This is a genomic window from Arthrobacter sp. 35W (genome assembly GCF_000482545.1).
Taxonomy (GTDB): Bacteria; Actinomycetota; Actinomycetes; order Actinomycetales; family Micrococcaceae; genus Specibacter.
This window is the reverse complement of record NZ_KI519455.1, coordinates 122,723-149,130: the sequence shown is the minus strand read 5'-3', so window position 1 is coordinate 149,130 and position 26,408 is coordinate 122,723. Positions and strand designations below refer to the sequence as shown.

Here is a 26,408-nt window from a genome sequence, read left to right as displayed (position 1 = left end):
GTGAAGGCGTCGAGGCTGTGTGGGGGACGACCAGATCGTCTGACCCTGAAGCAAGTAGTGAAGCTTGCCTTCGTCCGGCGGGTGCTCAACTTTGTGAACCGCTGCGCCGTCGAGATCCACCAGCGTTCCGATCCTGAGAGCAGAAGTGCGAACAGATTATGAAGTTGATTGGACAGCGCATCTTCGCAGAGTACGGCGAGCTCGTGCGGCGATTGCGACAATAACAAAGGCCAACCAGATGAGTAGCCGGGTCTTCATGATTTAGTTGAAACTTAAACTAATGAGCTGTTTGTGGTATAACAAGGAGTAGAACATGGCGTCCGGTAGAGACAATCCCGGCCATGACGCTACCTCCCCTGCTCAGAAGCACATAGTGTCGGCGTGCCTTAGTAGTGTTGGGGGAGAAACCAATAACGGCCGCGCAGGAGCACACTGTATGAACACTGGAAATGTCCCCGGATCAACCGCGGACCAACATGAAGAGTTGATGAGTCAGCTTCGTGATTTAATCCCTGAAGCCTTTCAGGACGGTGGGCTTGATGCCGATTCACTCCTCGATATCCTCGGCGTCGGCGATCAGCGCAAACCATCATTCACGTTCAGTTGGCCAGGTATCGAGGATGCGCGCCAGGAAGCACGGGCTGCGACGACCGCCACACTTGCGCCCGATCCTGAAGCATCCGTCAACTGGGACAGTGCGCGAGACATCCTGATCGAAGGCGACAACCTTCAAGTGCTCAAACTGTTGAAAAGCGGCTACAGGAGCCAAGCCAAACTTATTTACATCGACCCGCCATACAACACTGGTGAAACCTTCACTTACAACGATGATTTCGCTATTCCAGAGAGCGAATATTTGACCGCCACCGGTCAAGTCGATGAGCAAGGTAACGCAACGACGAGCAGGATTGAAAACGCCGGCCGCAAGCACGCGCCCTGGCTTTCCCTGATGTTCCCCCGGTTAGCTGTCGCTCGACACCTACTGCGCCGCGATGGAGTCATCCTCGCCTCGATAGACAATAACGAGGTGCACCATTTTCGACTCTTGCTCGATGCAGTCTTTGGCGCAGATAACTTCGTTGACATGATGACATGGCGAGGTGCGCGAAAAGGTGACGGTAAGCTCACTGCTGGCGGACAGGACTACATCCTCGTCTATGCGCGTGACAAAGCGTTCTTGAAGACTCAGGACACTCGATGGCGTGAAGATAAGACTGGCCTGAATGAGATCTACGCCAAAGTTGAAGAACTTAGAGCAAAACACGGCGCAGACTACGACGCAGCGACAACCGACCTTAGAAAATGGTACAAGTCTCTCGCGGACGAAGCACCATCTAAAGCACACGACTATTACGCCCAGATCGATGAAAAAGGTGTTTGGTTCTCAGACAATATCTCTAGTCCAAACTATCGGGAGAATCTCATATATGACTGGAAGGGATACGGCCCTCCGGCAAATGGATGGCGGTATGAGAGATCCACCATGGAACGCCTCGATAGCGAAGGGCGGCTCATTTATCCAGAAGACAAGACTAAGCGCGTGCAGATCAAGTCGTATCTTCATATGCGGGAACAATGGGCGCCATCATCCGTCTTCTACAAGGACCGAAGGTCTGCGTCAAAAGCTCTTACTAAGCTGATGGGGACCAAAGTCTTCGACAACCCGAAGAACGTCGACGTCTTAGCAAGACTTATCCACTCAATGACAGGTGACGAGGATCTCGTCATCGACTTCTTCGCCGGTTCTGGTTCAACTGGTCACGCTGTTTGGGAGCAAAATCGGACTGATAGTCGAACGCGCAACTGGGTCCTCGTCCAGCTTCCCGAGGAGCCAGACGAGAAGGAAGAGTCCGGAAAGAACGCAATAAAGGCCGGATACAAGACCATTTTCGAGGTGACTGCGGAACGGCTGCGCCGTGCCGCAGCCGAGCTCCAAGGAGATACCCTTGATGCGACCGACCTTGGATTCCGAATATTTAGAACACGTCCAACTAATCTCATCATTCAGCCACGAGTTGTTGCTAGCCCTGGCATGACGGGTGACGAATACCTTCAGATGTCGCTTACAAGCGTGCAAGCGAGCCCGGTTATTGCCAATGCAAACCCACTGGCGGTCGCGTGGGAAGTGGCACTCAAATCAACGGCTACGAAACTCGATGCCAAGGTTGCTGAGCACGAATTGAACGGCGTCATAGTCTATGAGTTCAAGCCCGCCGTTACTTCATCGGACTCTCAGGGACGACTACTTATCAGTCTCGATGAATTCGATCTGTCCACAGCGGATAAAATTAATCTCACCGACGACGACACGCTTATCCTTCGCGGCGACAAGGTTTCCGACGCAACCACGCTAACGTTGGCTCCTCGGTTGCAGTCCAAATTGGTTTTGTTGGAACGGGTGCCACGTGAAGTTTCGCTTTGAGGATCAGCCGCATCAAGCGGCAGCAATAGCGGCGGTAACTGACCTGCTTGAAGGTGCCCTCCGCATGCCAGGAGATATCTTGGCTGGCCAAGCAGCTGGAGGTGCCGGGCATGGCGGCTTCACCTTGGATAAAGGGCTCCTAGCTGACAATCTAGCGACCATCACGGAACGCGAGGCGGTTACCAAACAAAACGAGCTCGCGCTCCTTGAGAGCGAAGACCTTCAGGGTGAAGACCGGTCATTCCCAAACTTCTCCATAGAGATGGAAACTGGCACGGGAAAGACATACGTCTACATCGCGACGGCGCTCAGACTAGCTGAGCTGTACGGACTGCGCAAGTTTGTAATTCTCGTCCACTCTGTCGCCATTCGCGCCGGAGTCGTCAAGACGTTCGAGCAGACTGAAGCCCACTTCCGCACTAAATTTCCTGGTCTTTCATACAATTGGGGAGTTCTGGGCGAGGGTTCAGGGCTGGATGACTTCACGGAACCATCAGGCACAGTTCAGTTCTTGGTGGCTAGTGTTCAGGCAATCGATAAACCAGACTCCAACTCCGTTTACCAAGAGGCTGAACAGCCACAGCTCTGGAATGAATCCATGAGCGGGATGTCCGGCATTGCATCAGCACGACCCGTCGTTCTCATTGACGAACCTCAGAACATGGCGACGGACCTCCGCCGGAAGGCTATCGCAACGCTCAACCCTCTCGTAGCGCTCAGATACAGCGCAACACACCGAGAAGTATTCAACCTTGTACACCGCCTAGGACCAAAAGCGGCTAGCGAAGCTGGCCTGGTCAAACGAGTATCAGTCAAGGGTATCGTCGCCGGCGGGTCAGGTGCGCCCTATCTACTAGTTAAGAAGATCCGAAGCGTCCGCAAACGGCTGATGGCAGAAGTAGTCATAGACAGGGCTGCCAAGTCTGGCGCTGTGCGAACGGACGCAGTTCTGCAAAACGGCTCCGACCTTTTCGATGAGTCCGAAGGACTGGACGCATACAAGGGAATGGTGGTTGACCGGTTCGAGCGTAAACCTGACCGCATTATTTTCGAAGACGGCACCGAGATCCGTGTCGGTCACGAAATTGGCGTAGACCGCATGTCGGTCTGGAGCGACCAGATTCGCCATACAATTCGTCAACATCTCGCCCGGCAGGACCAAATTAACAGCACCGGGCGAACAGTCAAAGTTCTTTCACTCTTCTTTGTCGAGCGGGTCGCAGATTACGTTGGCGACACGGCGGAACTACCGACATTGTTCGACAAACTCTTCCGCGAAGAATGGGTACATGCGGGACGGGCTGCGGGTGACTGCCCAGATCCAGAGACATTACGAGTCCACTACTTCCCTTCCACCAAAACAGGCATCTATAAAGATACAAAGGGGAATGCGTCAGATGCAGAATTCGAAGCGAGGGCCTATGAAGAAATCATTGCAAACAAAGAACTAATCCTAACGCGTGATAATCCACGCTCATTCATCTTCTCCCACTCAGCACTTCGCGAAGGATGGGACAATCCGAATGTATTCCAGGTTGGTTTTTTGCGGCATACTCAGTCCGAACTGGAACGTCGTCAACAAATTGGTCGAGGCCTTCGACTACCCGTCGATGAAGATGGACGGCGCGTCTTCGACCCTGCTACATGCCGCCTCACGCTGGTAGTCGATGAGTCCTTCGCTGCCTTCCGCGAAGGACTCAACAAGGAGTACATAGCCGATGGTGGTTCCGGTAGCGGCGATGACGGCCCTGAACCGGACAATGCGGACCACGAAATCATCGTTCGCCGGCGCGCAGAGAAGTTTGAAAGCCCCGAATTTGCAGCACTCTGGAAGCACATTCGCTACAAAGCTCGTTATCGAGTGAGCCTTGATCCTGCCGTGCTCCCCGACGCCGTTGCAACTTCCGAACTGTTAGATGATGTTGCCTACCTAGCCAGACGTGCAAACGTTTTGCAGACTGCAGATCTGGAGTACAACGATGAGGGCCAGGTCATCACCAATGACAAAGTCGTGGCAGAAGATCAGGGAGAGTCTGTCGACATCGTTGGCCAGCGGCTGCCTGATCCCGTTCGTCTCGTAGAAGACCAGCTGCTTGCAACAAAATATCCATTGCAGCTCACGCGACCTACAGTAGTTGCCATCCTCAGCGCGCTACCCCTTCGTGTCAGGCGTCGAGTAATCGACGACCCCGATCGTTGGGCACGCATTGTCGCAAATGCCATTCGGACGACAACAATCGAAGAGATGGTGAAGCATGTTGGATATGAGCCGCTTCCTGATGGCGACTCATGGGATGCAGAGGTCGTGTTCATTGAAGCCGAGTCTGTGAATCCACCGCTTGCGATGGATGATTTCGATCCTAGTTACGGTGTTGCACCAGCGCCCGACGGCGGCACGAACCTTTTCGACGCGACCATCTATGACAGTCACGTTGAACGTTCATTCGCAGCGCTCCTCGAGAACGACCGGGAACACGTCAAGCTCTTCACTAAGCTACCGAGGCGTTTTCGAGTGCGTACCCCCGTTGGCGAGTACTCGCCCGACTGGGCAATCGTGTACGACGACAACGGGACTCAACGTTTGTACCTGGTTCGCGAAACTAAGGACACAACTAACCTAAAAGATCTGGAATGGGAAGAGGCAATGCGCATACGTTTTGCGAAACGCCACTTTGAATCTGCACCCGTGGGACCTGTTGATTATATAAATACAACGGATAAAGACGGCATGCGCATCAATTACGAGGGGCATTTATGAGACTCATTAAGGCAAGGATTCAAGGCTTCGGGCGACTCGCAGATACGAAAATTAATCTCGACAGTAAAGTCATTGCCATAGTTGGCCCCAATGAAGCTGGGAAGACAACCCTTCTCAAGGCGCTGGCCCGCATGGACTCCGATGAAGCTCTTCCTATCCCACAGCGATCTCGAGCAGTCGATGTAACGGATGAGACTATCGTTACGTCAGTCGACTTTGTCCTGGACGATGCCGATCGCGACAGTGTCTCCGGCCTGGGCCTCGAAGAAGCACCACGGTCAATGACGGTAAACCGATTGGCTAGAGGTGGGGTAACGATCGCAATTAAGCCAAATCCGACCAAGGACGGAAACGTACTCCACTCATGGGTGGATATATTAACCCGATACCTAGCCGATCCCGACCTGAGTGACTATATCAACCCGGATACGACGTACGCGGATCCAAATTCTGACGCTCCACGAGATTATCCAGCTGAGCTGGAAAAGCTAATCGAAAATACAAAAGCGCTACTATCCGGCGACGGTGGAATCTCCGGTCACGACCAATTGGCCATCGACTGTGAAGAACTTCTTAGCGGCACCCTCGATGCGGAAAAGGCCAGTGAACTTCGCTTGGTGATTTCCAATCTGACAGAATGGCTCAGAGTCGGGAACACATCAACTGAGACAATAAATATATTGTGGTCTCGCACTCCGGATTTTCTGCTCTTCGGAGAGGATGATCGAACGCTACTCTCGACTTATAACTTTGATGAAGTCTTATTAGCGAATACACCCCCGGCGTTATTGAATTTAGCCAGTATGGCTGGGCTTGATTTAGCCAAATTATTCGAATACCATCAATCATCAAATTTTGGTCCTCGAAGCACGACAATTGCGCAGGCAAATGCGCGACTTAACTCCGCGTTCAAGCATTCCTGGAAACAGTCACGTTTATCTGTGCGACTTGACATCGATGGAAGTCAGCTCAGGGTCATGATATGGGAAGATGGGGACAATATTACTGTCTTCAACGAGCGCAGCGCCGGTCTTCAAATGTTTGTGGCTCTCACTGCATTCCTCAATGTGCACGGCACAACGCGTCCTCCAATTCTTCTGATCGACGAAGCTGAAAACCACCTTCATATCGACGCCCAGGCCGACCTTGTGAGTATGTTCATGACTCAGGAGCAGGCCGCCAATGTCATCTACACAACACACAGTCCTGCCTGCCTACCCCCTGATCTCGGCTCAGGAATTCGCTCGGTTGTGCCTCGCCAAGACAACCAACAGATAAGTGACGTGAGGAATAACTTCTGGGGCAACGGTCCGGGCTTCACCCCTCTCATGATGGCGATGGGTGCGGCGGCAGCGGCATTCACACCGGCACGTTGTGTCGTTCTTGCGGAGGGGGCAACCGAGATGATCATGCTGCCTACATTGATCCGGATGGCTACCGGTGAAGAGACATTGAACTACCAGATTGCACCGGGTCTTTCAGAATCTCCAACGGCACTCTACCCCCAACTTGACTTCGAGGGAGCGAAAGTTGCCTACCTTGTTGACGGTGATGCGGGAGGCCGCAGCCTCAAAAAAGCTCTTATTCGGTCGGGAATTCCAGAGAAGTTAATCGTTACCCTAGCTGTCCCCGGGCTCGAGAATACCCTCGAGCCATCAGTCTACGAAGACGCAACCCGATCTCTGCTGGCGGAGTCAAACCCTGGAGCAGATCTCACCGGAATGCCTCTATTCTCTAACCCAAAAGTTGGCTCTTGGGCCTCCAAAATATCGAAATGGGCTGAGGATCGAGATCTCGTTATGCCATCAAAAGTAGCTATCGCCAGCTGGCTCGTTGGAAATGAGAAGATAGAAATCAATGAAGAATGTGCTTCTGAGTTGAAATCTACACATGAAGCCTTAATGGAGGTCCTTTCGGTATGAGCATTGAGGCAACACTTTCCGGATGGGTGGGACCGTCGAGCGTCACCGAACAAGACAAGCAAGATCGAACTGAGCGCATGATTCGGGATGCGATAAATAGCCATCCAGCCTTTGCCGACTGCGACCTGAAGATTTACGCAAAAGGCTCGTACGCGAATAATACCAACGTTCGAACTGATAGCGACGTCGACATAGCAGTCCAATGCATGAACGTCATCTACTGGGATGAGGCTACGGCAGGTGCACACCCGGTGTCCTCGTCCTATACAGGCATCTGGACTCCATCACAGCTACGCGGCGAGCTGGTCAAAGCCCTAAAGGAAAAATTTCCGGATCACACGGACGATTCAGGATCGACGGCCATCCGCATAAATTCAAGTTCCGCTCGGGTTGAAGCAGACGTTGTACCGGCATTCGACTACAAGTACTACTTTAAGGATGGGAGCTCCCGCAGGGGATCCAGAGTATTCAAGAAAGACGGATCCAAGATAGCCAACTACCCAGATCAGCAGCTGGCAAACGGAAAATCCAAGAATGTCGCCACAATGCATAGGTACAAGAAGGCAGTGCGGGTCATGAAGCGTGTCGAGAACGCGATGGTCTCAGCTGGACATCACCGAGAAGTTCAGTCTTTCTTCGTCGAGTCTCTTGTCTATAACTGCCCTAACAACGTACTCATGCAAAACTCCTGGACTGACACCATCAAAGGCGTGATAGTCCATATCTGGGACACGTTGGAGGGTGACGAGCCGACAGACGCTTCGAAGCGCTGGCTGGAGCCGAATGAATGTAAATATTTGTTCTATAATGCTCAGCCTTGGAGTCGCCAGGACGGTCGCGATTTTGCCAAAGCCGCTTGGAACTACTTGGGGTTCAGCACATGAGAACTCAGATCGCGCTAAGAATTGGAGCAATCTTACTCTTTGCGTTCTTGGCATTGGGTTCATGGTTTACCAGTGGCGCTCTAAACATTGAACCACTCCGCTATGTCTCAGCTGTCGTATTCGTAGGGACAATACTTTTTGGAGTTTGGGATCTTTGGCTTTGGCGGTTGCCATGGGTTCAGATGATCCCCAGCGTCCCGGTTAGCGTTCGGGGAACCTGGAAAGGAACACTGGAATCACATTGGATAGGGCCAGACGGTGTTCCGGTTGAAGGCAAAGTTGCCTTCTTGGTTGTCCGTCAGACAGCTACGCTCGTTCATGTCAGCTTCCTGAGCGACGAATCGGCGTCCTACTCCTCGTTGGCCGGTATTTGTAAATCCGATGGGCTCTCCGTCCTTCACTACCTCTACCTCAACCGCCCCGGTATGAAATTCGAAGATCGCAGCCGAATGCACCATGGCTCAACGACATTGGAGATTTCAGGCAAGCCAGCCCGCCGATTGAATGGGCGCTACTGGACCGATCGAGACAGCCGAGGAGAACTTGACCTTCAGGAGCATCGAAAGAGACTAGCGGACGACTACAACGAAGCAAGGGCACTATTCAGGTAATCCTAGCTTCGTCGCGAATTCTACTTGCAGTTTTGCAATGATTTGCGGCTTGTATGCCTGAAATACTGCGGCAAGTCACCTTGCCGACTTAGTGTCGTTTGCAGACTGTTCACGGACGATCCCATGGATTCCGTGGCGTAGTTCCATGCTTGATGAGGAGTTTGCGGACCGTGTCGGCTGAAACACCATAGGCCTTGCCGATGGCAGCCAGTGAAGCACCAGTTCCGTAGTGTCCAGTAATCTCTTCCGCCTCGGAGTTGCTAAGACCTTGTCGACGAATCGGGATGCCGGCTTCTCGAAGGAGGATGACGATGCTGGTCTTGGAAATGCTATAGGTTTCGGCCAGTTGGCGTGATGACCAGCCTTGCTGGTAGCGAGCGGTGATGTCAGCTTGGTCGGCGGCTGTCAGTCGATGGACAATCTTGGCGGATGACTTTGGCTTGGGTTTTCGCGGTTTTCCGGGTCTTGCCAAATTAGTAGTGGTTTCTAGAATCTTGTCGAAGCGGGTTTCGTAGTGGCGACCCCTGCTGGAGTACGCCTGCAGAACCTCCACGAAGACCTTACCTTAGAGCGCATATTCGAACCTATTACGACAGGTTCTTTTGGTGCCAAATGGATACGTGAAACTGATTGTCGCCGTTGACTTTGCTGATGCCATCCTTTTGTCTCCCAACCATTCCGATCAGTTCGACGACACAAGCTCACTCCGGGTGATCTCGCCCCTGTTGAGTTCTGTTTGATGGTCGTACACCACGCTAGTGGGCACTGCCACCGCTGGTCGAGGGGGCGACTGCGTAGAAGTGATCGCGCAAAGCACATCTGTATACACCCGCGATCCGCCTAGCGAAGAGAAGTCGGATCTCACCAGTGATCGGCGGTCCCTGGGCTACTGTGAGTAGGGCGCGAGCTTCGAGTCTCCGGCCACGACCAGAGCATCGACTACCCGTTGCCAGGTGGCGACCGAAGTACTGTCAGCAACAGCGGGTTGGATATCGATCAACCAGGTCGAAAGTAGATAGCTGCGCCGGGCTATCTGTTCGGGGCTGGCGAGCACAAGGTCGGCGATCCACGGCAGCCCTATGCGCACCTGATCGTCAGCGTTAAGTGCGTGTATAAAGCTGATGAGGTGATCAACACATGTTGAATCTCCTCGAGCACCTGGCAGCCATTCTTCGACTGAGTCCCGGAGCGTGTCCGGACTCCACCAAACAATCGGCTCCCCATCAAGCTCGGAGTAGAGGTAGGTAGCTTCCCCGGCGGCATTTGGGATGAGCGACGCACGGGCGTAGTCGCCGTAATGCCTGCCGTCGAACGGCTTATGGTCGTCTTCGTAGCCGAGGACGCGCGTGACGAGTTCCGGCCAGAGTCGCGCTGCGGTGGCGGCTCGCCGAGAGGTCTCTTCGGCTGCGGCTGAGACTGCGCGAACGAACGCGCCGAGCAGGTCAGACCTATCAGCAAAGGTGTCAAGGTGATTGAACAGCGGTGTCTCGTGCCGTCCCTCGATAACGGTGAGTAGCGCGCGTGCCGCGATGAGCGCATGGGTCCCGCGATGGTCCATGTCCCGTTCGTTGGCGAGAAGTGCTCGGCGTTGGGCCGCGAGGACAATATGGAACAACTCCTCGGCGTGACCAGACACGCAGATTCCGGCAACGGAGGCAGGCGCGAGCGCGCGAAGTGCGGCGTCGAGCCTGGACAAATAGATGACATCGTCGGATGCGGCCAGCAGCGACTCGGCGACCGGATCTTCAAGCACGGTTGAGGCCCGCTGACCGGCTTCAGAATCCCAGTCGCCAAATACGCAGTCGCGCATGGTCGCGATAATTAGGTCTAGCGCTGTCTGGTGATGGCACGGCCCCTCGTTCGAGCATGGCACTTGCCATAGGAGATCGAGGCCGCGAGCCAGGTGGACCCGGACCTCGTTGGGCAGTGCTGAGGCAAGTCCGGCTATCGCCTGTACGACGCGTGCATAAGTTTCAGACCCATCCGCTCCATCAACAAGAGCCCGCACCCGGGCCGCTGCTGGCAGTAGAAGAAGTGGCAGAACTCGCGCCGCAACCCGATCTGCACCTTGTTCGAAATATGACTCCTCGGAGTCAAACTGCCGTCCCTGTCCCGATAGTTCAGCGATCGTCACGAGGGTTTCGGCCGCGAATCGAAGAGAGTCGTCAGGTAACTCAACTCCTTCAATCAGGTGTGCTTCGAGCGCGGCCGCAACGACTACCGCAGGGGCGTCCCACTCTCCACCAGCGCTGAAGGCGGGTGGATCATCGATCAGTTGCTTTGCAATGTTCAAATCTGCGATGAGCGTCTCAGCTGCCCGGGGCTCGGCAGTGCGCTTCTTCGCGTTGATGTAGTACTGCACGATTAGCCGTGTGGCTTCCCGTCCACGCTGGATATCGGCGCTTGAGCTCTCGAGTGCATTGAGTAAGGCCTCGGGCGGCGTGCTCTGGACGGCTAGCTGGCCGTCATCGGTCGGATGGGCGCTATAAGTGTCTCGGTCCATGCCGCTGGCCCAGCCTCGCACGGCGATAAGTTCTTGTTCGATCGCGTCGTCATCGTCGCCAAGAGCGGACTGAATCTCCTGCCGTGCTCTCTCAATGAGATCCTGGCCGAGGCAGCGCAACTCCTCAGCTCTGTCCTCGTCAGCCCGCAGCACAAGCATCATCGAAGCCTCGCGGAGCGACCACTGCCGACGGTCCGCACCCACAAGGCCGTCAGACGACGCCGCAAGTCCGCTGGCTTCGCTGCCGACCCTGGCAAACTCGAGATGCCAGATCGTCGGCTCCGAAAGGTATGGGTCAAGCAGCCCGTTGCTCTTCTCGAGGTGGCGGACGAGAAGCCCGACCACGAGGCCAACCATCGCGAGGCTTTCGCAGCGGTCAAGCAGAATCGTCACGATCGTATTTAGCGGAATGTCGATCTCGATCAGTTGATCACAAACTCGTTCGAGGGCTTGGAGGGCGCTCATACACGGATACGGGCCGACTCCGGTGCCTCGGTACCAGGTCCAGACGTGTGGGTCGCCAACGTAGGTGCGCGCAACACCAGTGACCTGTAACTCGGTGTGGTACGAGTCAAGTTCTTCGTCTGAAACACTACTGCCGTAACGGCTAATGCCAGCCATGCCCCGCACGCGCGCAAGCGCTGCATGGTTCAGCAACTGGTTGAGAACCCGGACACCGCCGCGAAAGTCTGATTGAAACAACGAAATGAATGGTCCGCGGTACCACGCCGCGAGCGGCATACCGAACCCGTGCGGGTCGTGATCGCGAATGCCGTCCTCATGGAATCCCGATCCGTCTTCCTCGTCGTCCAGGTAGTAGGCCTCGGTCATCGCCGCCAGGAAGCCTTGGGGGCGAGTGGTTAGGGCGCGTCCAGCTAAGGGTGCTTCGACTACGGGGCCGAGATACGCAGGCGCATCGCTCGCGATACGCCGAAGGATCTCCTCACCCTCATCCCCCATATCGGGGCCGAGGAGGGCCAAGAACTCGACCATGACTTCGTCCGTGATCTCGCGTGGAAGGTCCCGTCTCCGACGGCGTCGGCTGTGTGGGTACCCGATCTCACGGAACAAAGTGCTTTGCGCGGCACGTTCGCGCTCTCGTTCGACATCCTCGGGAGTCCGGGCCGTGCGGGCAGCGGCAGCCGCGGTCTGCTCCTCCTGCTCCCTTTGATCTGCAGTTGCACACCTGCCGAGCAGTTGGGAGCGAAGTTGAACGCGCAACGCTTCGTTCGCTGGGGTGTTCGCAACGATGAGGGATCGAAGCCAGTCACGCACGAGCTCCTGAAGTTGCTTATCACCAAACCAAGGAGTGGAGCCATCGAACAGCTGCTTGATCAACGGTTCGACGGCTGCAACGCTAACGAGACCAATGGGATCACGCAGCCGCTGATCTACGAGCCGGCACAGGCGATGGAGGCCCGCGTTTTCGTTAGCGCGCAACTCGGTCCACGCATCGGTCACCAATACCCCAGGCGCAGCCAAAGTGAGCAGTGCCTCACCAGGAACATCGCCCCAGCGCTCACCATGGCCCGCGGTGACGACCGCATCGAACGCTCGCTGCAGACGTGCGAATCTGCTCCGGACGGGGTTGTCCAGCAAGTCGGATGCTTCAAGATAGATCTGACATGCCAGCCGCGATGCGCTGAGCGACCAACGGGGCATCCCGGCCGCGAGCAATCGGATCGATGGATCGTGCGCCGCGAGAAGCAAGCGGGCTACGGCGTAGCGCCGTACCTCGTCGTGGGCAAACTCCGGACCGATCTTGAACGGTTGATTAGTCGAGGTTCGCAGGAGCCCGTCGCGCCGCAGTCCGTCAAGAGCTGCGCTATCAAGTGTCGCCACGACGGGGAGCGGATCTCCGCCAGTGAGAGAAAGTTCAGCCAGGCGCAGCATCACTGTGTCACGAGCATCGGGTGTGCCCCGATCGGTCTGCTCGTGGCGACGGACGAGGCCAGACCATACCTCCTGCATCGCGTCGGCGTCCGTGACTGGCAAGCCCGACACGCCGCCACGAATAAGAAGATCAACTACTACCAGCCGTCGGAGAAGTTCTCGGGCGTGGGCGTTAGCCGCGAGTGTAGCTAGCTCTGGAAATTTCGTAACGAGCCCATCGATCTGCTCGTCGGTGAGGCCTTGAACTTCGTAGTCGACGACCGCGCTGTTGCACTGTTGGGCGACGATATCCCGGAGCGGCCTTCTGACGTCATTAGTCGTCGATGCCAGGATTCGAACGCCGCTATGCAATGCAGCGTCAACTATGTAGCGGAGCTGTTCAGACTTCCCTTCAGCCACCGCGTCCGCTCCGTCGATGATCAGCAGCCGCTCGGGAGCGCTCATTTCAGCCAGGGCTGTCGCTAATGGATCGCCGAGCGCATGTTCGAACTCAATGGCCGTCGCTGGGAGGTGCCGCAAGTTGATTACGAGCGCCTGAGATCCATCGTCGCCGCGGTTGGCAGTGGATGCAACCTCAATCAGGAGCGCGCTCTTCCCGACGCCGGACTCGCCATGGACAATCACTGCGGGGTTTGTAGTTGTCAGTGTGTGAAGTTCGGTGATCGTCGCGGTGCGATCAATATGGACCGTGTGATCGCCGTCGGAAGATGTAACCTGGCTGCGAACTGCAGTAACTGCCCGCTCGTGCAGTCCGTCTAACACCTGCCAGGCTGTCTCGTGGCGACGGGTCGTCGGCATGATGACGTGGTGGGTGTCTCGTCGAAGAATGTCGAGATCGATGGCAGCTGCCTTGGGCGCGTAGGTCGCGGCGAGTACGCCGAGCCGATCACGCACGACAACTGCACCCGTCAGGTCACCAGGACGGGAGACTCCGATTAGATCGTTCGCGATGCCGGCCCAATCCGACTCATCCGGCGACTCGAGTAGCGGCAAGATGACCTCAAGGCGAGACAGTAGAAGCCAGGTTTGCTGTGTGACCGCGACTCCGTCGGGGGAGGCACCGCCAGCATCTTCGAGCGCCAACTTCACCAAGTCCTGAAGGTGCTTGAAGCGATCGCGAACCGAACGTTCGAAACGGTTCGGCTCTTGGACCAGAGCGACGAAAGCTTCCGGGTCGGATTGCCCGCGAGCGAGATCCGCCAATGTTGCCAGTTGCGTTGCATGATCTTGGTGACCCGCAACCACGAGCCCAACCCGATGATTAACATCGGCACCGGGGTCATGCGTAAGCTCCGCCAGTAGCGAGCCGATGAGCTTCCGAGCCTTCGGATCGCTCTTGATAATGTCTGGGGCGCGGCGTACGGCGAGCGCAAGCACCAACGATGGCTCGTCTTCGTCGGCTCGTTGGGCGCGTACGACCAAGTCATCCGCCGAGTGTTGGGGTGCCTGCTGAAATGCGACACTCACGACAGATCGACCTTCGCCCAGTTCGGTCGATCCCAAGCCGGTTAGCATCCGGGCGAGGTAGTGGACCGCAACTTTGCGCTCGAAGGTCACGCCACCCCCACCGGTGGCGTACGGGCTCATAGCTGCCCCAGTGGCAGACGACTCGTTAGCCGTCACCACCTCGCGCTCCTGCATCGACTCAGACATGGCCAAATCCTACCTGGCGCCCCTTCTTCGCTGGGGCGCCATCAGAGAATCCCTCCGTCGAGGATGCTGCGGGCTACAGATGGCTGACAACTAGATCCCATAGGCCTTCCATTATATCAAGTATCGAATATATATTCGAATATGCGCGTCGCGAATCAACACGCGTGGCTTATGGAGTGGGATGATAAGGCCTACGTGCGACTGGGTCGGAAACTTGCGCTTCCCATTGCAGTTCGACCAGCTCGGCAGGCAGCGAGAATCCGGACGAAGAGACGAGCTGGAAAGATACTCCTCCAGCCACTGGCTCGACCGCAGATAGACGTCGACCGACTCGCGCGAATGTTCATTCGGTTGGCGAGAGAGTCGCTCCTCGAGGAAGAGTCAGAGGATTCGCCTGCGGATGGTCCCAGGGATTCCGCAGCGTGATCCCCTGCCTGAGGAGGAGCTTGCGGACCGTGTCAGCTGAGACACCGTACACGTTGCCAATGGCAGCCAATGAAGCGCCGGCTGCGTAGTGCTTGGCGATGTCGTCTGCCTTGAAATCGCTGAGACCTTGGCGCCGAATCGGGATGCCAGATTCTCGAAGCAAGATGACGATACTGGTCTTGGAGACTTTGTAGGCTTCGGCCAACTGGCGGGACGAGCAGCCTTGCTGGTAGCGAGCGGCAATGTTGACCTGGTCATCAACCGTCAGGCGATGGACAATTTTGGCCGATGACTTCGCCCTGGGTTGTCGTGGCTTCCGGACTGCCACCGACTTGATAGTGGCCGCCAGGATCTTATCGAGGCGGCTTTCATAGTGGCGACCTCTGCTGGAGTAGGCCTGCAGAACCTCCACCATACTGACTCTGCCCGGTCCGTGAATCCACGGACCGGGCAGTTTTTTTGCTTAACGTTTCGATTCCGAAGATCTCGACCGGTGCCGAGCGGATTGGGGTGCGCCGTGCCGGCTTCGTGGGCACGAGTATCTGGCTCCGCCTCCGCCTCTGCATCGTCGCTGCGTTGACGATTGACATCGGTCAACTGCCTGAGGTGACAGTCCAACTTGGCGAGTTCGTGCGTGGCTCGCGCGGTAGCGCTCTGACTGACAGTTGGCTGCGAGTTCTTCGACACGTGCCTCCGCTTTGGCGATCTGGATGGCGCATTGCCGGCATGAGTCGGGAGTGCCTGCCAGCCGACTGGACTAATTACTCGTGCATTGACCCGCTCTTGGACCGTGCATGGTGGACGATGAGCTGCCGCCCGCCTACATGGCAACGCAGGGTGCATTTGAGGTCGTCGACGTTGGTGTGAGGGCTCTTGCGGCCTGCGTGGATCCTGTCTTGGACCGTCGCCCATGTGGCGCGATCAGTGAGCGGTGGATGCTTACAAGATTGTTCATGGGCGTCGAATCGTGAGCACCTCGATCGCATGTTTGCCGCGACCGACGTCGCCCCAGCCATCTTCGTGTAAAGGGTGTTGGTTTGGTTAGCTTGAGGGCAGACCGACCCTTGGGGCGGTATGGTTCGTCACGGAAGCTGCTGATGGTTCACCGAAGCAGCCGGTCGCGCGTTGCGCCCCAGCGTCTGTAACCGTGGGGCAGATTTTGTCGCACTTCTTGAAATCACGGCGTGTATGAGGGCGGGAATGAGCTCTCCGCTCCATGTTCGCGGCTTCAAAAGGGCTGCGGACATGCCCAAAAACTCGTGAGCGGCGTCAAACTGTCGGTACCAGCTGTCACCATGGGAATACCCGGCCCAGTTCCGCAGGCCGGACAGCAGGAAGGAGCAGGTTGTGAGTGACGTCCCCAACCCGTCGGTCGTCCCCGCCACGGTCGGCGCACCCGTGACATCTGGGGATTCGGACTCCCGTGCCGCGGTCGGGTACCTGATCCGGCCAGAGGCCGACGAGTACATTGCGGTGATGACAGTGCTCGAAGCATCGGTCACCGAGATGAGCGCAACTGAAGTGCGCGCCGAGCTCGCCCGCGTCGGGAGGCGTGTGTCTCCCGAAACCGTGGAAGCACGGCTCGATGCGCTCATTGGTATGGGGGCCGTCTCCTACCAGACCAACGCCGCGCAGGTGCGCCGAGTTGCCGACCTCCTCGCCCGCAACTGGCGGTATACCCCCACCCTCATCGGACGCCAGGTGCAGCGGTTCTACCGCGAGTTCCTCACCGGCACACCGACGGTCCGCGAGATCCCCATCAGTGCGCTTAACCTCCTGGTCACCAACGTCGAGAACCTCGCGGCCGAACTCTCCATGGAGGCTGGGCACTCGGCGGCCACCGGGCCTCATGTCGACGCCGTCACTACGATTTTCACCAGCCACGACAGCCTGGACTCTGCTCTCGTCGGGGCCGAGGACGAGCTCAAGACGCTCGCGAACCGGTTCGATCTCGACGACGAGAGCGCATCCGACCTCAAGGGCATCCTGGTCGGGTACGCAACCCGGGTCGCAACCGAGCTCACGACGGGATCAAGTCGCGCCGCCGCTGCGCTCGACGCACTCCGCGACCACTACGACAGCCTTGCCGCCGCTTCCGTCTCCTCTCCGGAAGCCCGCCAGCTCATCGCCGCCGGCGCCCTACGAGCCTCCCGTGGTGGCCGCGTTGAGGACTGGGTGAAGCTGCGCGAGTGGTGCGACCCTGCCACCGGACGCGCCGAGAGATTCACCCGGGGCCTGATCCGCGCACTCCCGACGATGCACGCCAACCTGCAACGTCTCCACACCTCGTCGGGAACCGCGACCAACCGCACCCGGGCACTTTCGCTGGCACGCGCCGTGCTCGACCCCACGGTCGGAGCACAGGTGTTTCAAGCGGCGGTCGGTGACCATTCCTGGCGGAAGCTGTACGGCACCGCTGACGAAGACGACGCCGGTCGGAACCCGTCCTGGCGCGGAGGACCAGTCGTCGCCGTCCCCGAACTGCTTCGCACCCGCGGAAGATCAGGGCCGCGCGGACGGGGCACCACACCGCGCAACGACCGGGCAACCAAAGCAGAGGTTGAGGCGCTTCGCCGACGCCGCCAGGCCCGGCACGATGCGGCCGTACGCGAGGTGCTCGCCTGGGCACCAGGAACCGGGCTGTCCGAACCCGCAGCCCGGGTGGCGTTGGAGTCTCTGATGGCCGCAGCACGTGCCAGCGTGAAGAAGGGCCGTCGCACTGCCACCGCCGGAGGTCTCGGCTGCACTCTGGTCCGCGTCAACACGGGCGTCGGCGTGCTGCGAGCCCCTATATGGCAGATCGTGGTGCCCGGCCGCGTACCGCTGTTTCACCTGCGCGGCCAGCGACCCAGTCCTGCACAGATGACCGCCGTTTCTCCCGTACCTGACACCGACACAATCGCGTACGTGCACGTCACAGCCCTGAGCTCCGCTCCCGCCGCCAGTGAAGGCGCGGAGACTGTGACGCCCCCGCGCGTTCGGGAGGGTGACGCATGACGACCGAGCGTCTCGAAACCCATGAGAGCGAGTCGGCTGCGGAGGCTGCGGCCGGCAGCCGCCGTGAGAGGCGCTGGCGCGCCGACGCCGGCGACGAGGCATCCGAACTGATGCGCTACCTGAACCGGCACTGCTGGCTGGTCGCCGGACGCGACGACGACAAGATTGCGGCCGCACGGCGCAACGAAGCGGAGCTGCGCCGCGTGTACGGCCGTCTCGGCTGGAGTGTGCACATCGACCGCGACGTCGTCCGGCTGCGGAAGAGTCCGCCAGCGCGGGCCAAAGCGTACGCCGACACCGCGCCCTCAGCGCAGACGTGCTCCTGGTTCTTCCTCATCGTGGCAGCGGCCGACTCCCTCGAACCGGACATTGCTATCGGCACGCTCGTCAATGCGGCACGTTCCGCTGCCGCGGATGCGGGGATCGAGGTGAGCAACGACATCACCGAACGACGCGCGATCATCGCTGCACTGAAGCTACTGGACGAGCGCGGTGTAATTGAGCGCGTCGACGGAGCCCTGGACTCCTACGTGACCTCTGGGCAGGAGAACAGCGTGCTGCTGCACGTGTACCACACCCGCCTGCTCCACGTCATCGCGAACCCCGGAACCGTGGATGCTGCTGCGGACCCGGAGGCGTGGCTGGCGCAGGTGAGCCGCGAACCGGACGCTGCCCGACGCATGCGGCGTGCGCTCGTCGACGACACTTGCGTCCACACCTCCGACCTCTATGAGGAGGAGGCCGCGTGGCTTTCACAGCGTGTTCGTGGTGACGACGGCCAGCCCCTCGCCGACGCCTTCGGACTGAAGCTGGAACGACGCCTCGAAGGGGCGGCGTTCGTCGTCCCAGAATACGCGTTCCGGCACGCGAACGAGCTCGGACCGCTCGCGTTCCCCGGAACCGGGACACGCGGCCACGCGGCTCTGCTGATCTCCGAGCACGCAGGTACGTACGGCGCCCAGACGGACGCGCCCGGGCCGGGATGGCGAGGACTCACAGAGGCAGACATGATCGCCGCGCTGGGGGTGCTCGCCAGCGAGCACGCGGCCGGACGAGGCGGCTGGAGCGCGGAGTACTCCGACGACGTCACCCACCTTGCCCAGGACGTCGCGGAGCTTCTGGTCGGGATCAACGCACTGCGCATCCTCGGCGCTAATGTCGAAGCCGACGCGGGGGTGGCGGCGGGCTCACCGGAACCAGCCCACATGTGGTGGTTCGCCCCCGTAACCGGCCGATGGGCAGAGACCCGAACAGGCACTGTCGCAGTGGGCGCCGGTCGGCACCGTAGACCGATACCCACCGACACACCCGAGACCCCGTTTCTGCAGGAGCTGACGTGACCGAGATGCTTGAGCTGGAGTTCACCGACACGCCGGCTGCCCCTCCTTCCGGGAATCCTGACCGGTTCACGGGACGGTGGCATCTGGTCGGTGCCGGGCTATCCAACGTGTGGAGGTACGGGAACCTGGAACTGCCGGCAACGTCAGGACGGCTGCTGCTGCGCGGCCCGAACGGCACAGGAAAGACCACCGCTTTGGAAGCGCTGTGGCCGTTCCTCATCGACCTGGACCACGGACAGGGGAAGCTCTCGGCCGGAAAAGCACGCACCACCACCCTGAAGCAGCTCATGGCTGAGGGCGCGAAGGAGAAGGGCAGGCGGTACGGGTACGCGTGGCTCACGGTCGCACCACCGGCCGGGGTCGACGAACCCGCACACGTCACCTACGGGGTCCGGCTGCAGTACTCACCTAGCGCTTCACCAGCCGTGACCGTCGTGCCGTTCACTGTTCCCGCAAGACCTGTCTGCGACTTCGGGCTGGAGACAGAGACCGGGTCGGCTCTGGAGCACGACGACTTCATTCGACTGATCGACAGACTCGGAGGTCTGGTGTTTGCCGATCCCGAAAGCTACGTCGAAGACCTGAGCGGTCGTGTGTTCTCGGCGACGCCCAAGGAGGTGCGTGACCTCGCGAGCCGACTCCGGCAGGTGCGCAACCCTGTGCTGCTCGCCGACCTGTCAGCAGAGAAGGCGTCGGAGGCGCTGCGCGAGGCGCTCCCGAACGTCGACCCCGCCGTGATCACAGAGACGGCCGATGCGCTCGCCGCTTCGGAGACCACCCGCGCTGCGTTCGAGCGCGACCGTCGCGCCGCCGAGGTGCTGGCCGACTTCGCCCGCGTCTGGGCCGGACACGTCACCGATGTTGCGAAGGAAAAGCTTGCTGTGGCCGAACACGCGGTCGAGAGGGCCACCAAACAGCGTCGCGAGCAGACAAAGGCTGAGCGAGATGCAGACCGTGCCGCGAAAGACGCGGAGATGTCGCGCAACGCGTTGACTGATATCGAGAGGCAGCACACGGATGCGGTGAACAAGGTCCGCGCGATCCAGCAGTCGGATGCGTATAAGGCCGCCGGCACCATCCGCGACCTGACCGCGCGCCTGACTGCCGAGCGTGCGAACAGTCGCAGCAGCATGGCAACCCTGATCACCAAGGCGGAAGCAGCGTCACGGGAGACACAGGCCGCAGTCTCGGCGCTCGACGGACTACTTGACCAGCTCACCGCTGTGCTGCGCCGGGCCCGGGACGCCGGCCAGACCATTCCCGAGGTTGCGACCCTGCTCGCGCACCACTCCCACGCCCGGCAGGTGCGCCGCGCAGGAGACGTCATGGCAAGCCCCGGCACAGGTATGACCGTCGTCCACAACGCGGCCGCGTGGACCGAGCTGAGCGTGGGCTGGGGGCACGCCGCGAGAACCCAGGCGAACCAGGCCAACATTGCCCAGCTGCTCGTCACCGACCACGACAGTGTCGCTGGCGCTGAGCAACGCTGGAACGCCGCCGCAGCAGAGCTAGTGAAGACGGAGACCGCGTACGGCGTTGAGCAGCAGCTCCTCACCCAAGCAGTCCGCGACGCCGCGTCCGCTGCCCGGATACTGATCGATAAGGTCGAGAGCTGGACCCGGCTGCACCACACCCTCTGCGCGATTGACCCCCTCGAGCCGGAGCTAGGACAGCACTGGCTGGTCGAGGACGCCACCCCACTGGCGGGCAGTGATCCGGCCGAGGTGCTTGCAAGCCTCTCCGAGTGGGCGCAGTTCGCGGTCTCTGCCGCAGAGCGGCTCGCCGCCCGGTACGAGGCCGAGGCCCGCCAGCACGTCCAGAACTCGACCCATTTCGTCGCGGAAGCCGGGCTGCTTCGCGACCGTGCGACCGAGCTGCGCGCAGGGAAGCTCCTGGAGTTTCCGCGGCCCGACTGGGCTGGCGAGAGCGACGACGATGCTGCTCTCGGCTCCGTGCTGGAGTGGGTCGACGGTGTCGACGCTGGCATGCGGGATCGGCTGGAGGTCGCGCTCGCAGCTAGCGGCCTGCTCACCGCCCACCTCGTCACCGACTCCGAGGCAGCCGAGGCGAGCACGGCAGCGTGGAGCGTCAGCTCCCGGGGCCAGGTGACTGCCAGCAACCTCACGACGGTGCTCACGGTCGACGCCGAGCATCCGTCTGCCGACGCTGCGCGGTCTGTGCTCGAGCGCATCGAGCTCGCCAACACGGCAACCTCCACTACTTCTGAATGGCTTGTCATCGGACGCGACGGCACCTTCGCGGCGGGGCCTCTCACCTCCGACCCCGTCATGGCAGCTACCGCGGACGGCGGGCAGCTCCCCGAGGCGGGCTTCGTCGGCGCACGCACCCGCCGCTATCGGGCGCTCGCTGAGGCAGACTTGCTTGAGCAGCAGGCCTCCGAGCTTGAGCAGCAGGCCGATGGCGAGCGCTCAGCTGCCGGGCGGGCGCGAGTTGCAGCGGGGACGGCCAGGGAGGATGGGCAGTCGTTCCCCCCACTGTCCCCGCTTCGTGACGCTGAGGCCTCACGCTCCGGCGCCGCACGTCGCACCTGGATCGCCGAGGAGGCCCGCGACACCGCGACGACGAAGGCCGAGACCGCACGAGCCGAGTATCGGCGGCTGAAGAATGAGTGGTCGCGTAACGCCGCCGCCGTGGGCTTGCCCGCAGATGTGGCGCAGCTGACTGACATCGTGGTGGAGCGGCGCAACCAGGCACGCGAGATTACCGCCGCACGCGAGCAGCTCGACAAGCTCTCCACAGTGACACTGCCTCGAATATTGGCCCAGTTGCCCGGGGAGGAAGCTCTCACCCTAGAACTGGCACGCCTGGAGGGCGAGGCGCAGCAAGCCCATGAAACCGCGGAGACCACGCAGGCCTTGCTGGATGAGGTGAGCCGTGACAGCGGCGCCGACGACGCAGTGACCCGCCACCAGGCTGCGGAGGCCGAGGCGAACCGTGTGTTCGGGGAGCTTGCGTCTGCACGCACCAAGGCTCAGTCCGACCACGACGAGGCGACCCGGACAGAAGCCGCCGTCGAGCCGGCTCGGCAGGCGGCGACCGAGGCTCTCCCCGCGCAGACCGCAGCAGTAGCCGCGCTTCACACCCTGCTGACCTGGCCACCGGTTACTTCCGCGCTGGACGTTCCCGGGTTCGTAACCACTGCGGGCTTGGATCCTGCACAGGGGCTGGACGACTGGACGACTCTGCTGCGTAATGCGTCGGCGCTGCTGGACCGCAAACCGACGTTCGCACGCAAGACGCTGACGGAGCGGTACGACACCGCGAAAGCTGAACTCGCCCAGACCTGGACGCTGGTATTCGGCGAAGTGCCAGAAGGAGTCGGAGTGGAGATGTTCGAGCTCACCCACGACGAGCACATGTACGACCCTGCCAGCGCGGCAGCGAAGGCCAGAGAGCTGGCGCGTCGCGCCGAGGAAGCGTTGGCCGAAGCAGACGCCGAGGCCTTGCAGCGTTTTGTGATAGGGAAGATCCCCACCTCAATTGGGTACGCCTGGCAGCAGCTGCAGGACTGGACTCGTGAGGTAAACACAAAGATGCGTTCCGCGCAGGCGTCATCCGGGGTCGGCGTTCGTGTGCGCATCACGCCACGCGACGATCTGGACCCCGCGGCGAAGACTGTGTTCGATCTTTCCTGCAAGCTCAGCGACGCAGCTCGCACAGAGGAACAGCGGCATCAGGTCGGCAAAGCGATCGAGCGGCGTCTGGCCGGCGCAAACGGGGACACGATGGCGGAGCGTCTCGCAGATGCAGTTGACATCACTTCCTGGGTGGACGTCGACTACATGGTGACCCGCGCCGATGACCCCGAGAAGGAGCGGAAGTGGGGCCGCACCACCGGCCTGTCCGGCGGTGAGAGGCGGCTCGTCGTACTGGCGCCCATGCTTGCCGCGATCGCGGCCGGCTACGACCGGCTTGGAACCGAGGCGCTGAGACTGCTGCCGCTCGACGAGGTTCCCGCTGAGGTCGACGAGCAAGGACGTGAAGGCTTGGCCCGCTACATCGCGCAACTCGACCTGGACCTGATCGCCACCTCGTACCTGTGGGACGGCGCGCCCGGCGCATGGGATGGGATCGACGCGCACGACCTTGAGGCCGGGTCGGACGGCACCGTGGTTGCGTTCCCGATGATGGTGCGCGGCCTGCTCCAGCTCCCCGGCGACACCGAGTACGTGATCAGCCCAGCCCAGGAGCCGTGATGGCTTGTTCTTTGTGCTCGGGCGCCTGTGCGGACGCTGACTTGACGGCGCTGCTCACCCCAGAATTGTTGTGGCTTTGGCAGATCGTGGCCCAAGCAGCCGACCGCCGCGGAGACGACGACATGACCACTGGAACGGTCACAATCAAGGCACCACAGGACGCGGCGGAGCGTGCGGCGGCGACAGGACTGATTCCCGGACGCCCTCTGATACCCGGGCAGAAGCGCACAGTGGACCTCACCACGCTTACCCGAACCCTGCAGCTGCGGTCGGCCGGGCTGACTCCGGGCGTGGTTGTGGCACATGCAGTCAGGCGGCGACTCGCCGTCGGAGCACGGGAGAAGCTACAGGCTAGCGCAGCACGACAGCTGATAGTTGACCAGCTGCGCACAGGGGTGGAGGCCCTACCGTCACATCTGGGGATTGATGTCGACGCGGTGCTCGAGCGGCTCCTGCGGACCGGCGGCGTCGCCCGCGTCCTGGCTACTGATGACCCCCAGGCCCTCGTCGGTCAGGCACTTGAGGTTCTGCTTCTGCTCCCGGCCCCAGGTGACCGAGTGGACCGCCGCACCCTGGTTCCAGGTAGCCCGCACGCTTTGGACGAGGGTCCGTTGCCTGCTCTGGTCCTGGCGGTGATGGGCGTCTCGGGACCGCGCGCCAGGGACGCCTGGGCGGAGGTCGGCGTCGACATCGACGACCTGGTCGGAGGGCTCATTGTCACAGGAGTGCACCCGGACGGGTGGGCGATCCCCGACGGCGCGACGCTAACCCTGCCCCCGAAAGAACTGACGGGCATTAAGTGGGCAAGCCCTTCCACGCCAGACTCATGGGTGTTCGTGACCGAGAATCCATCAGTGCTCTCAGCCTCAGTCCAGGGATTCATCCAGACCTCGGGGGCTGGCAGCACGCCGCCGCGCGTGGTCTGCACATCGGGGACGCCGTCTCGGACGGAGTGCGAGGCTATAGCTGCCCTGACCGCTGCTGGCTGGCGAGTCACGGTACGCGCTGACTTCGATACCAGGGGCCTGCAACACGTCCGGTCCCTGCTCGCCTCGGCTCCAGCAGCGAAGCCGTGGCGAATGTGCGCCGCTGACTACCTCGCGGTCACTCGACACGGTTCTGGGACGAAGGTTGTGGTTTCCGAGACACCATGGGACCCAGAGTTGGGTGCGCAGATGGACCGCGTGGGTGTCGCGGCATATGAAGAAGACCTCATCAAGCTTCTCGTCGGCGATGTGCTTGCAGGAGCTCCGCCGGTCACGCCTTGACCGAGTCCGCTGCAACGGACTGCCTGGAAGTTTTGACGCTACGGACGTCGGGGCCGACGACAGTAGAGGCAAGCTCGGGATCAGAGGGCGACGGCCAAAGCCTGTCGGAGTGCTTTTGGCCTCGGTATGGAGCAGCTTTTCCGCTCCGTGGAGTGCAGCTTAGGAAGATGATCGCAACGCGTGGGATGCGTTTGCGCCCAGGCTCCCTGCGGCCGTCGTGTTGGCCTGTAACCAAGCTCTCGGGTCGACGCGGGCACCTGAGCGCTTGGAATTTGTGCTGACGGGCGGCCAAAGACAGCGGTGCGCACGTCGTTCGGATTCGAGCCAGTGGTGATGATCTAAGGGCTCAGGGGGCTGTAGCGTAGGATTTGAGCTTTCAGGTCCTTGTCGAGAAATATGGCGACGCTGCAGTACAGCGCCACAAGACTTTGCAGCTTGCGTAACTGCCGCGACATCTTCGAGTAAGCCTGCAAGACTCCCACCACGAAGGCCCCCCCTGACCAACATGGCTGGGGCCCCGTCTGTTTGTCCACACTCCTGTTGACCGTGGGCAAAAGAGGCACGGCCCAACTTCCTTTCCAGCCCCATCCTCGGGGCCCATCTCAGATTCCGGCTGGACTTCAGGACTGCGTAGAGAGCATCCGGGCAGTATTTCCGGGCGACGCGCGGAGCCGGCCGGAGGGGCCGATTGGCCGACTTGCTAGGATCGAAGGCAAGATGCCGTCTGGCGTCGTGGGGGCCTTGATAATTCAGTCATTCGATGACACAGGGGTTCCGACCAGCGGGTTGTTCGCTCGGTGGAATGAGTTTCCATCGCTGGCGGGGCGCCGCAGGTGCTTCGAAAACCAGCCGCCTGAGAAGAGTTGAGGTTCATTGATGGTTCTTCAGGATCGTGCCAAAGCGACCCGTGAGTCGATCATTGCCGGAGCATCGGACGTTTTTGCCGAGTATGGCTACGGCAATGCCAGTCTGACGCAGGTCGCCGACACGGCCGGGGTGACAAAGGGAGCGCTCTACTTTCACTTCCGGTCGAAAGAGGAACTGGCCAGGGCCGTCATTGCCGAACAACACCGCATTTCCCTCGCCGACAGTGAAGCAGTCTTCGCCGAGGAGCGGAGCCCGGTGGAGACCATGATCCTCATGTGCCGGTCGTTCGGGCTGCGGCTGGTCCATGAGCCCATCGTCAAGGCCGGCATCCGCCTGACCTTTGAAGCGACCACGTTCGGTCCGCCCATGCGGGGGCCGTACGAGGACTGGATCGCCGCGATGGAGCATCTGGTGCAGCGCGGCAAGGACGAGGGACAGATCCGGCAGGCAGTGGATCCGGCAGCGCTGTCGAGATACATCGTGGCATCGTTCACCGGTGTTCAGATGGTTTCGGAAGTCCTGACCAGCAGGGCGGATGTCATGCAGCGCATCGAACAGATGTGGGCGATCCTGCTGCCCGGAATCGTGTCAGAAGAATTGCGGCCGGACGCCGCGACGCTCGCGGGACTGGTCTCCGCCTAAGCCCA

The 26,408-nt window shown here is 60.2% G+C and carries 13 protein-coding genes; 10 read left to right on the top strand and 3 right to left on the bottom strand.

Annotated elements, in window-relative coordinates; translation table 11 throughout:
* Window positions 1-436 precede the first annotated feature (436 nt).
* Genes K254_RS0112770 through K254_RS26470 form a run of 5 tightly spaced genes read left to right on the top strand, consistent with a single transcriptional unit; the run spans window position 437 to window position 8,597 of the window.
* Complete coding sequence (locus K254_RS0112770) at window positions 437-2,422, top strand: site-specific DNA-methyltransferase (RefSeq protein ID WP_196810961.1); 1,986 nt, start codon at window positions 437-439, stop codon at window positions 2,420-2,422.
* Entirely contained in the window at window positions 2,406-5,180 is a 2,775-nt protein-coding gene (locus K254_RS25380; protein ID WP_081710127.1) for a restriction endonuclease, read from the top strand. Before K254_RS0112770 ends, K254_RS25380 begins: the two co-directional genes overlap by 17 nt.
* Window positions 5,177-7,102: an AAA family ATPase gene (locus K254_RS25375; protein ID WP_081710126.1), complete on the top strand. Its 1,926-nt coding sequence runs from the start codon at window positions 5,177-5,179 to the stop codon at window positions 7,100-7,102. Before K254_RS25380 ends, K254_RS25375 begins: the two co-directional genes overlap by 4 nt.
* A complete protein-coding gene (locus tag K254_RS0112750; RefSeq protein ID WP_026555689.1) occupies window positions 7,099-7,986 on the top strand; it encodes a nucleotidyltransferase domain-containing protein in 888 nt (295 codons plus the stop codon). Before K254_RS25375 ends, K254_RS0112750 begins: the two co-directional genes overlap by 4 nt.
* A complete protein-coding gene (locus K254_RS26470; RefSeq protein ID WP_196810960.1) occupies window positions 7,983-8,597 on the top strand; it encodes a hypothetical protein in 615 nt (204 codons plus the stop codon). The genes K254_RS0112750 and K254_RS26470 overlap by 4 nt, the downstream gene beginning before the upstream one ends.
* 109 nt (window positions 8,598-8,706) lie before the next feature.
* On the opposite strand, the gene K254_RS25710 is transcribed toward K254_RS26470, so the two are convergent.
* The 3 genes from K254_RS25710 to K254_RS24860 form a co-directional block, all read right to left on the bottom strand.
* Window positions 8,707-9,150, bottom strand: coding sequence for a hypothetical protein (locus K254_RS25710; protein ID WP_155848573.1), 444 nt, complete (start codon window positions 9,148-9,150; stop codon window positions 8,707-8,709).
* A gap of 333 nt (window positions 9,151-9,483) precedes the next feature.
* A complete protein-coding gene (locus tag K254_RS0112745) occupies window positions 9,484-14,646 on the bottom strand; it encodes an NACHT domain-containing protein (RefSeq protein ID WP_026555688.1) in 5,163 nt (1,720 codons plus the stop codon).
* 343 nt (window positions 14,647-14,989) lie between these two features.
* Window positions 14,990-15,484, bottom strand: coding sequence for a hypothetical protein (locus K254_RS24860; protein ID WP_196810959.1), 495 nt, complete (start codon window positions 15,482-15,484; stop codon window positions 14,990-14,992).
* 935 nt (window positions 15,485-16,419) lie between these two features.
* On the opposite strand from K254_RS24860, the gene K254_RS23145 reads away from it, so the two are divergent.
* The 5 genes from K254_RS23145 to K254_RS23135 all read left to right on the top strand — a co-directional run bounded on the left by K254_RS23145 (window position 16,420) and on the right by K254_RS23135 (window position 26,403).
* Window positions 16,420-18,069 carry a DUF2397 family protein gene (locus tag K254_RS23145; RefSeq protein WP_051389204.1) on the top strand — a complete coding sequence of 550 codons (1,650 nt, stop codon included), beginning with the start codon at window positions 16,420-16,422 and terminating at the stop codon, window positions 18,067-18,069.
* Window positions 18,066-19,409, top strand: coding sequence for a DUF2398 family protein (locus tag K254_RS23140; RefSeq protein ID WP_051389203.1), 1,344 nt, complete (start codon window positions 18,066-18,068; stop codon window positions 19,407-19,409). Before K254_RS23145 ends, K254_RS23140 begins: the two co-directional genes overlap by 4 nt.
* 5 nt (window positions 19,410-19,414) lie before the next feature.
* Complete coding sequence (locus K254_RS0112720) at window positions 19,415-23,626, top strand: SbcC/MukB-like Walker B domain-containing protein (protein ID WP_231391934.1); 4,212 nt, start codon at window positions 19,415-19,417, stop codon at window positions 23,624-23,626.
* A gap of 122 nt (window positions 23,627-23,748) precedes the next feature.
* Window positions 23,749-24,894 carry a DUF2399 domain-containing protein gene (locus tag K254_RS0112715; RefSeq protein ID WP_196810958.1) on the top strand — a complete coding sequence of 382 codons (1,146 nt, stop codon included), beginning with the start codon at window positions 23,749-23,751 and terminating at the stop codon, window positions 24,892-24,894.
* An 876-nt stretch (window positions 24,895-25,770) separates the two neighbouring features.
* Window positions 25,771-26,403 carry a ScbR family autoregulator-binding transcription factor gene (locus tag K254_RS23135; RefSeq protein ID WP_035750174.1) on the top strand — a complete coding sequence of 211 codons (633 nt, stop codon included), beginning with the start codon at window positions 25,771-25,773 and terminating at the stop codon, window positions 26,401-26,403.
* Window positions 26,404-26,408: the final 5 nt, after the last annotated feature.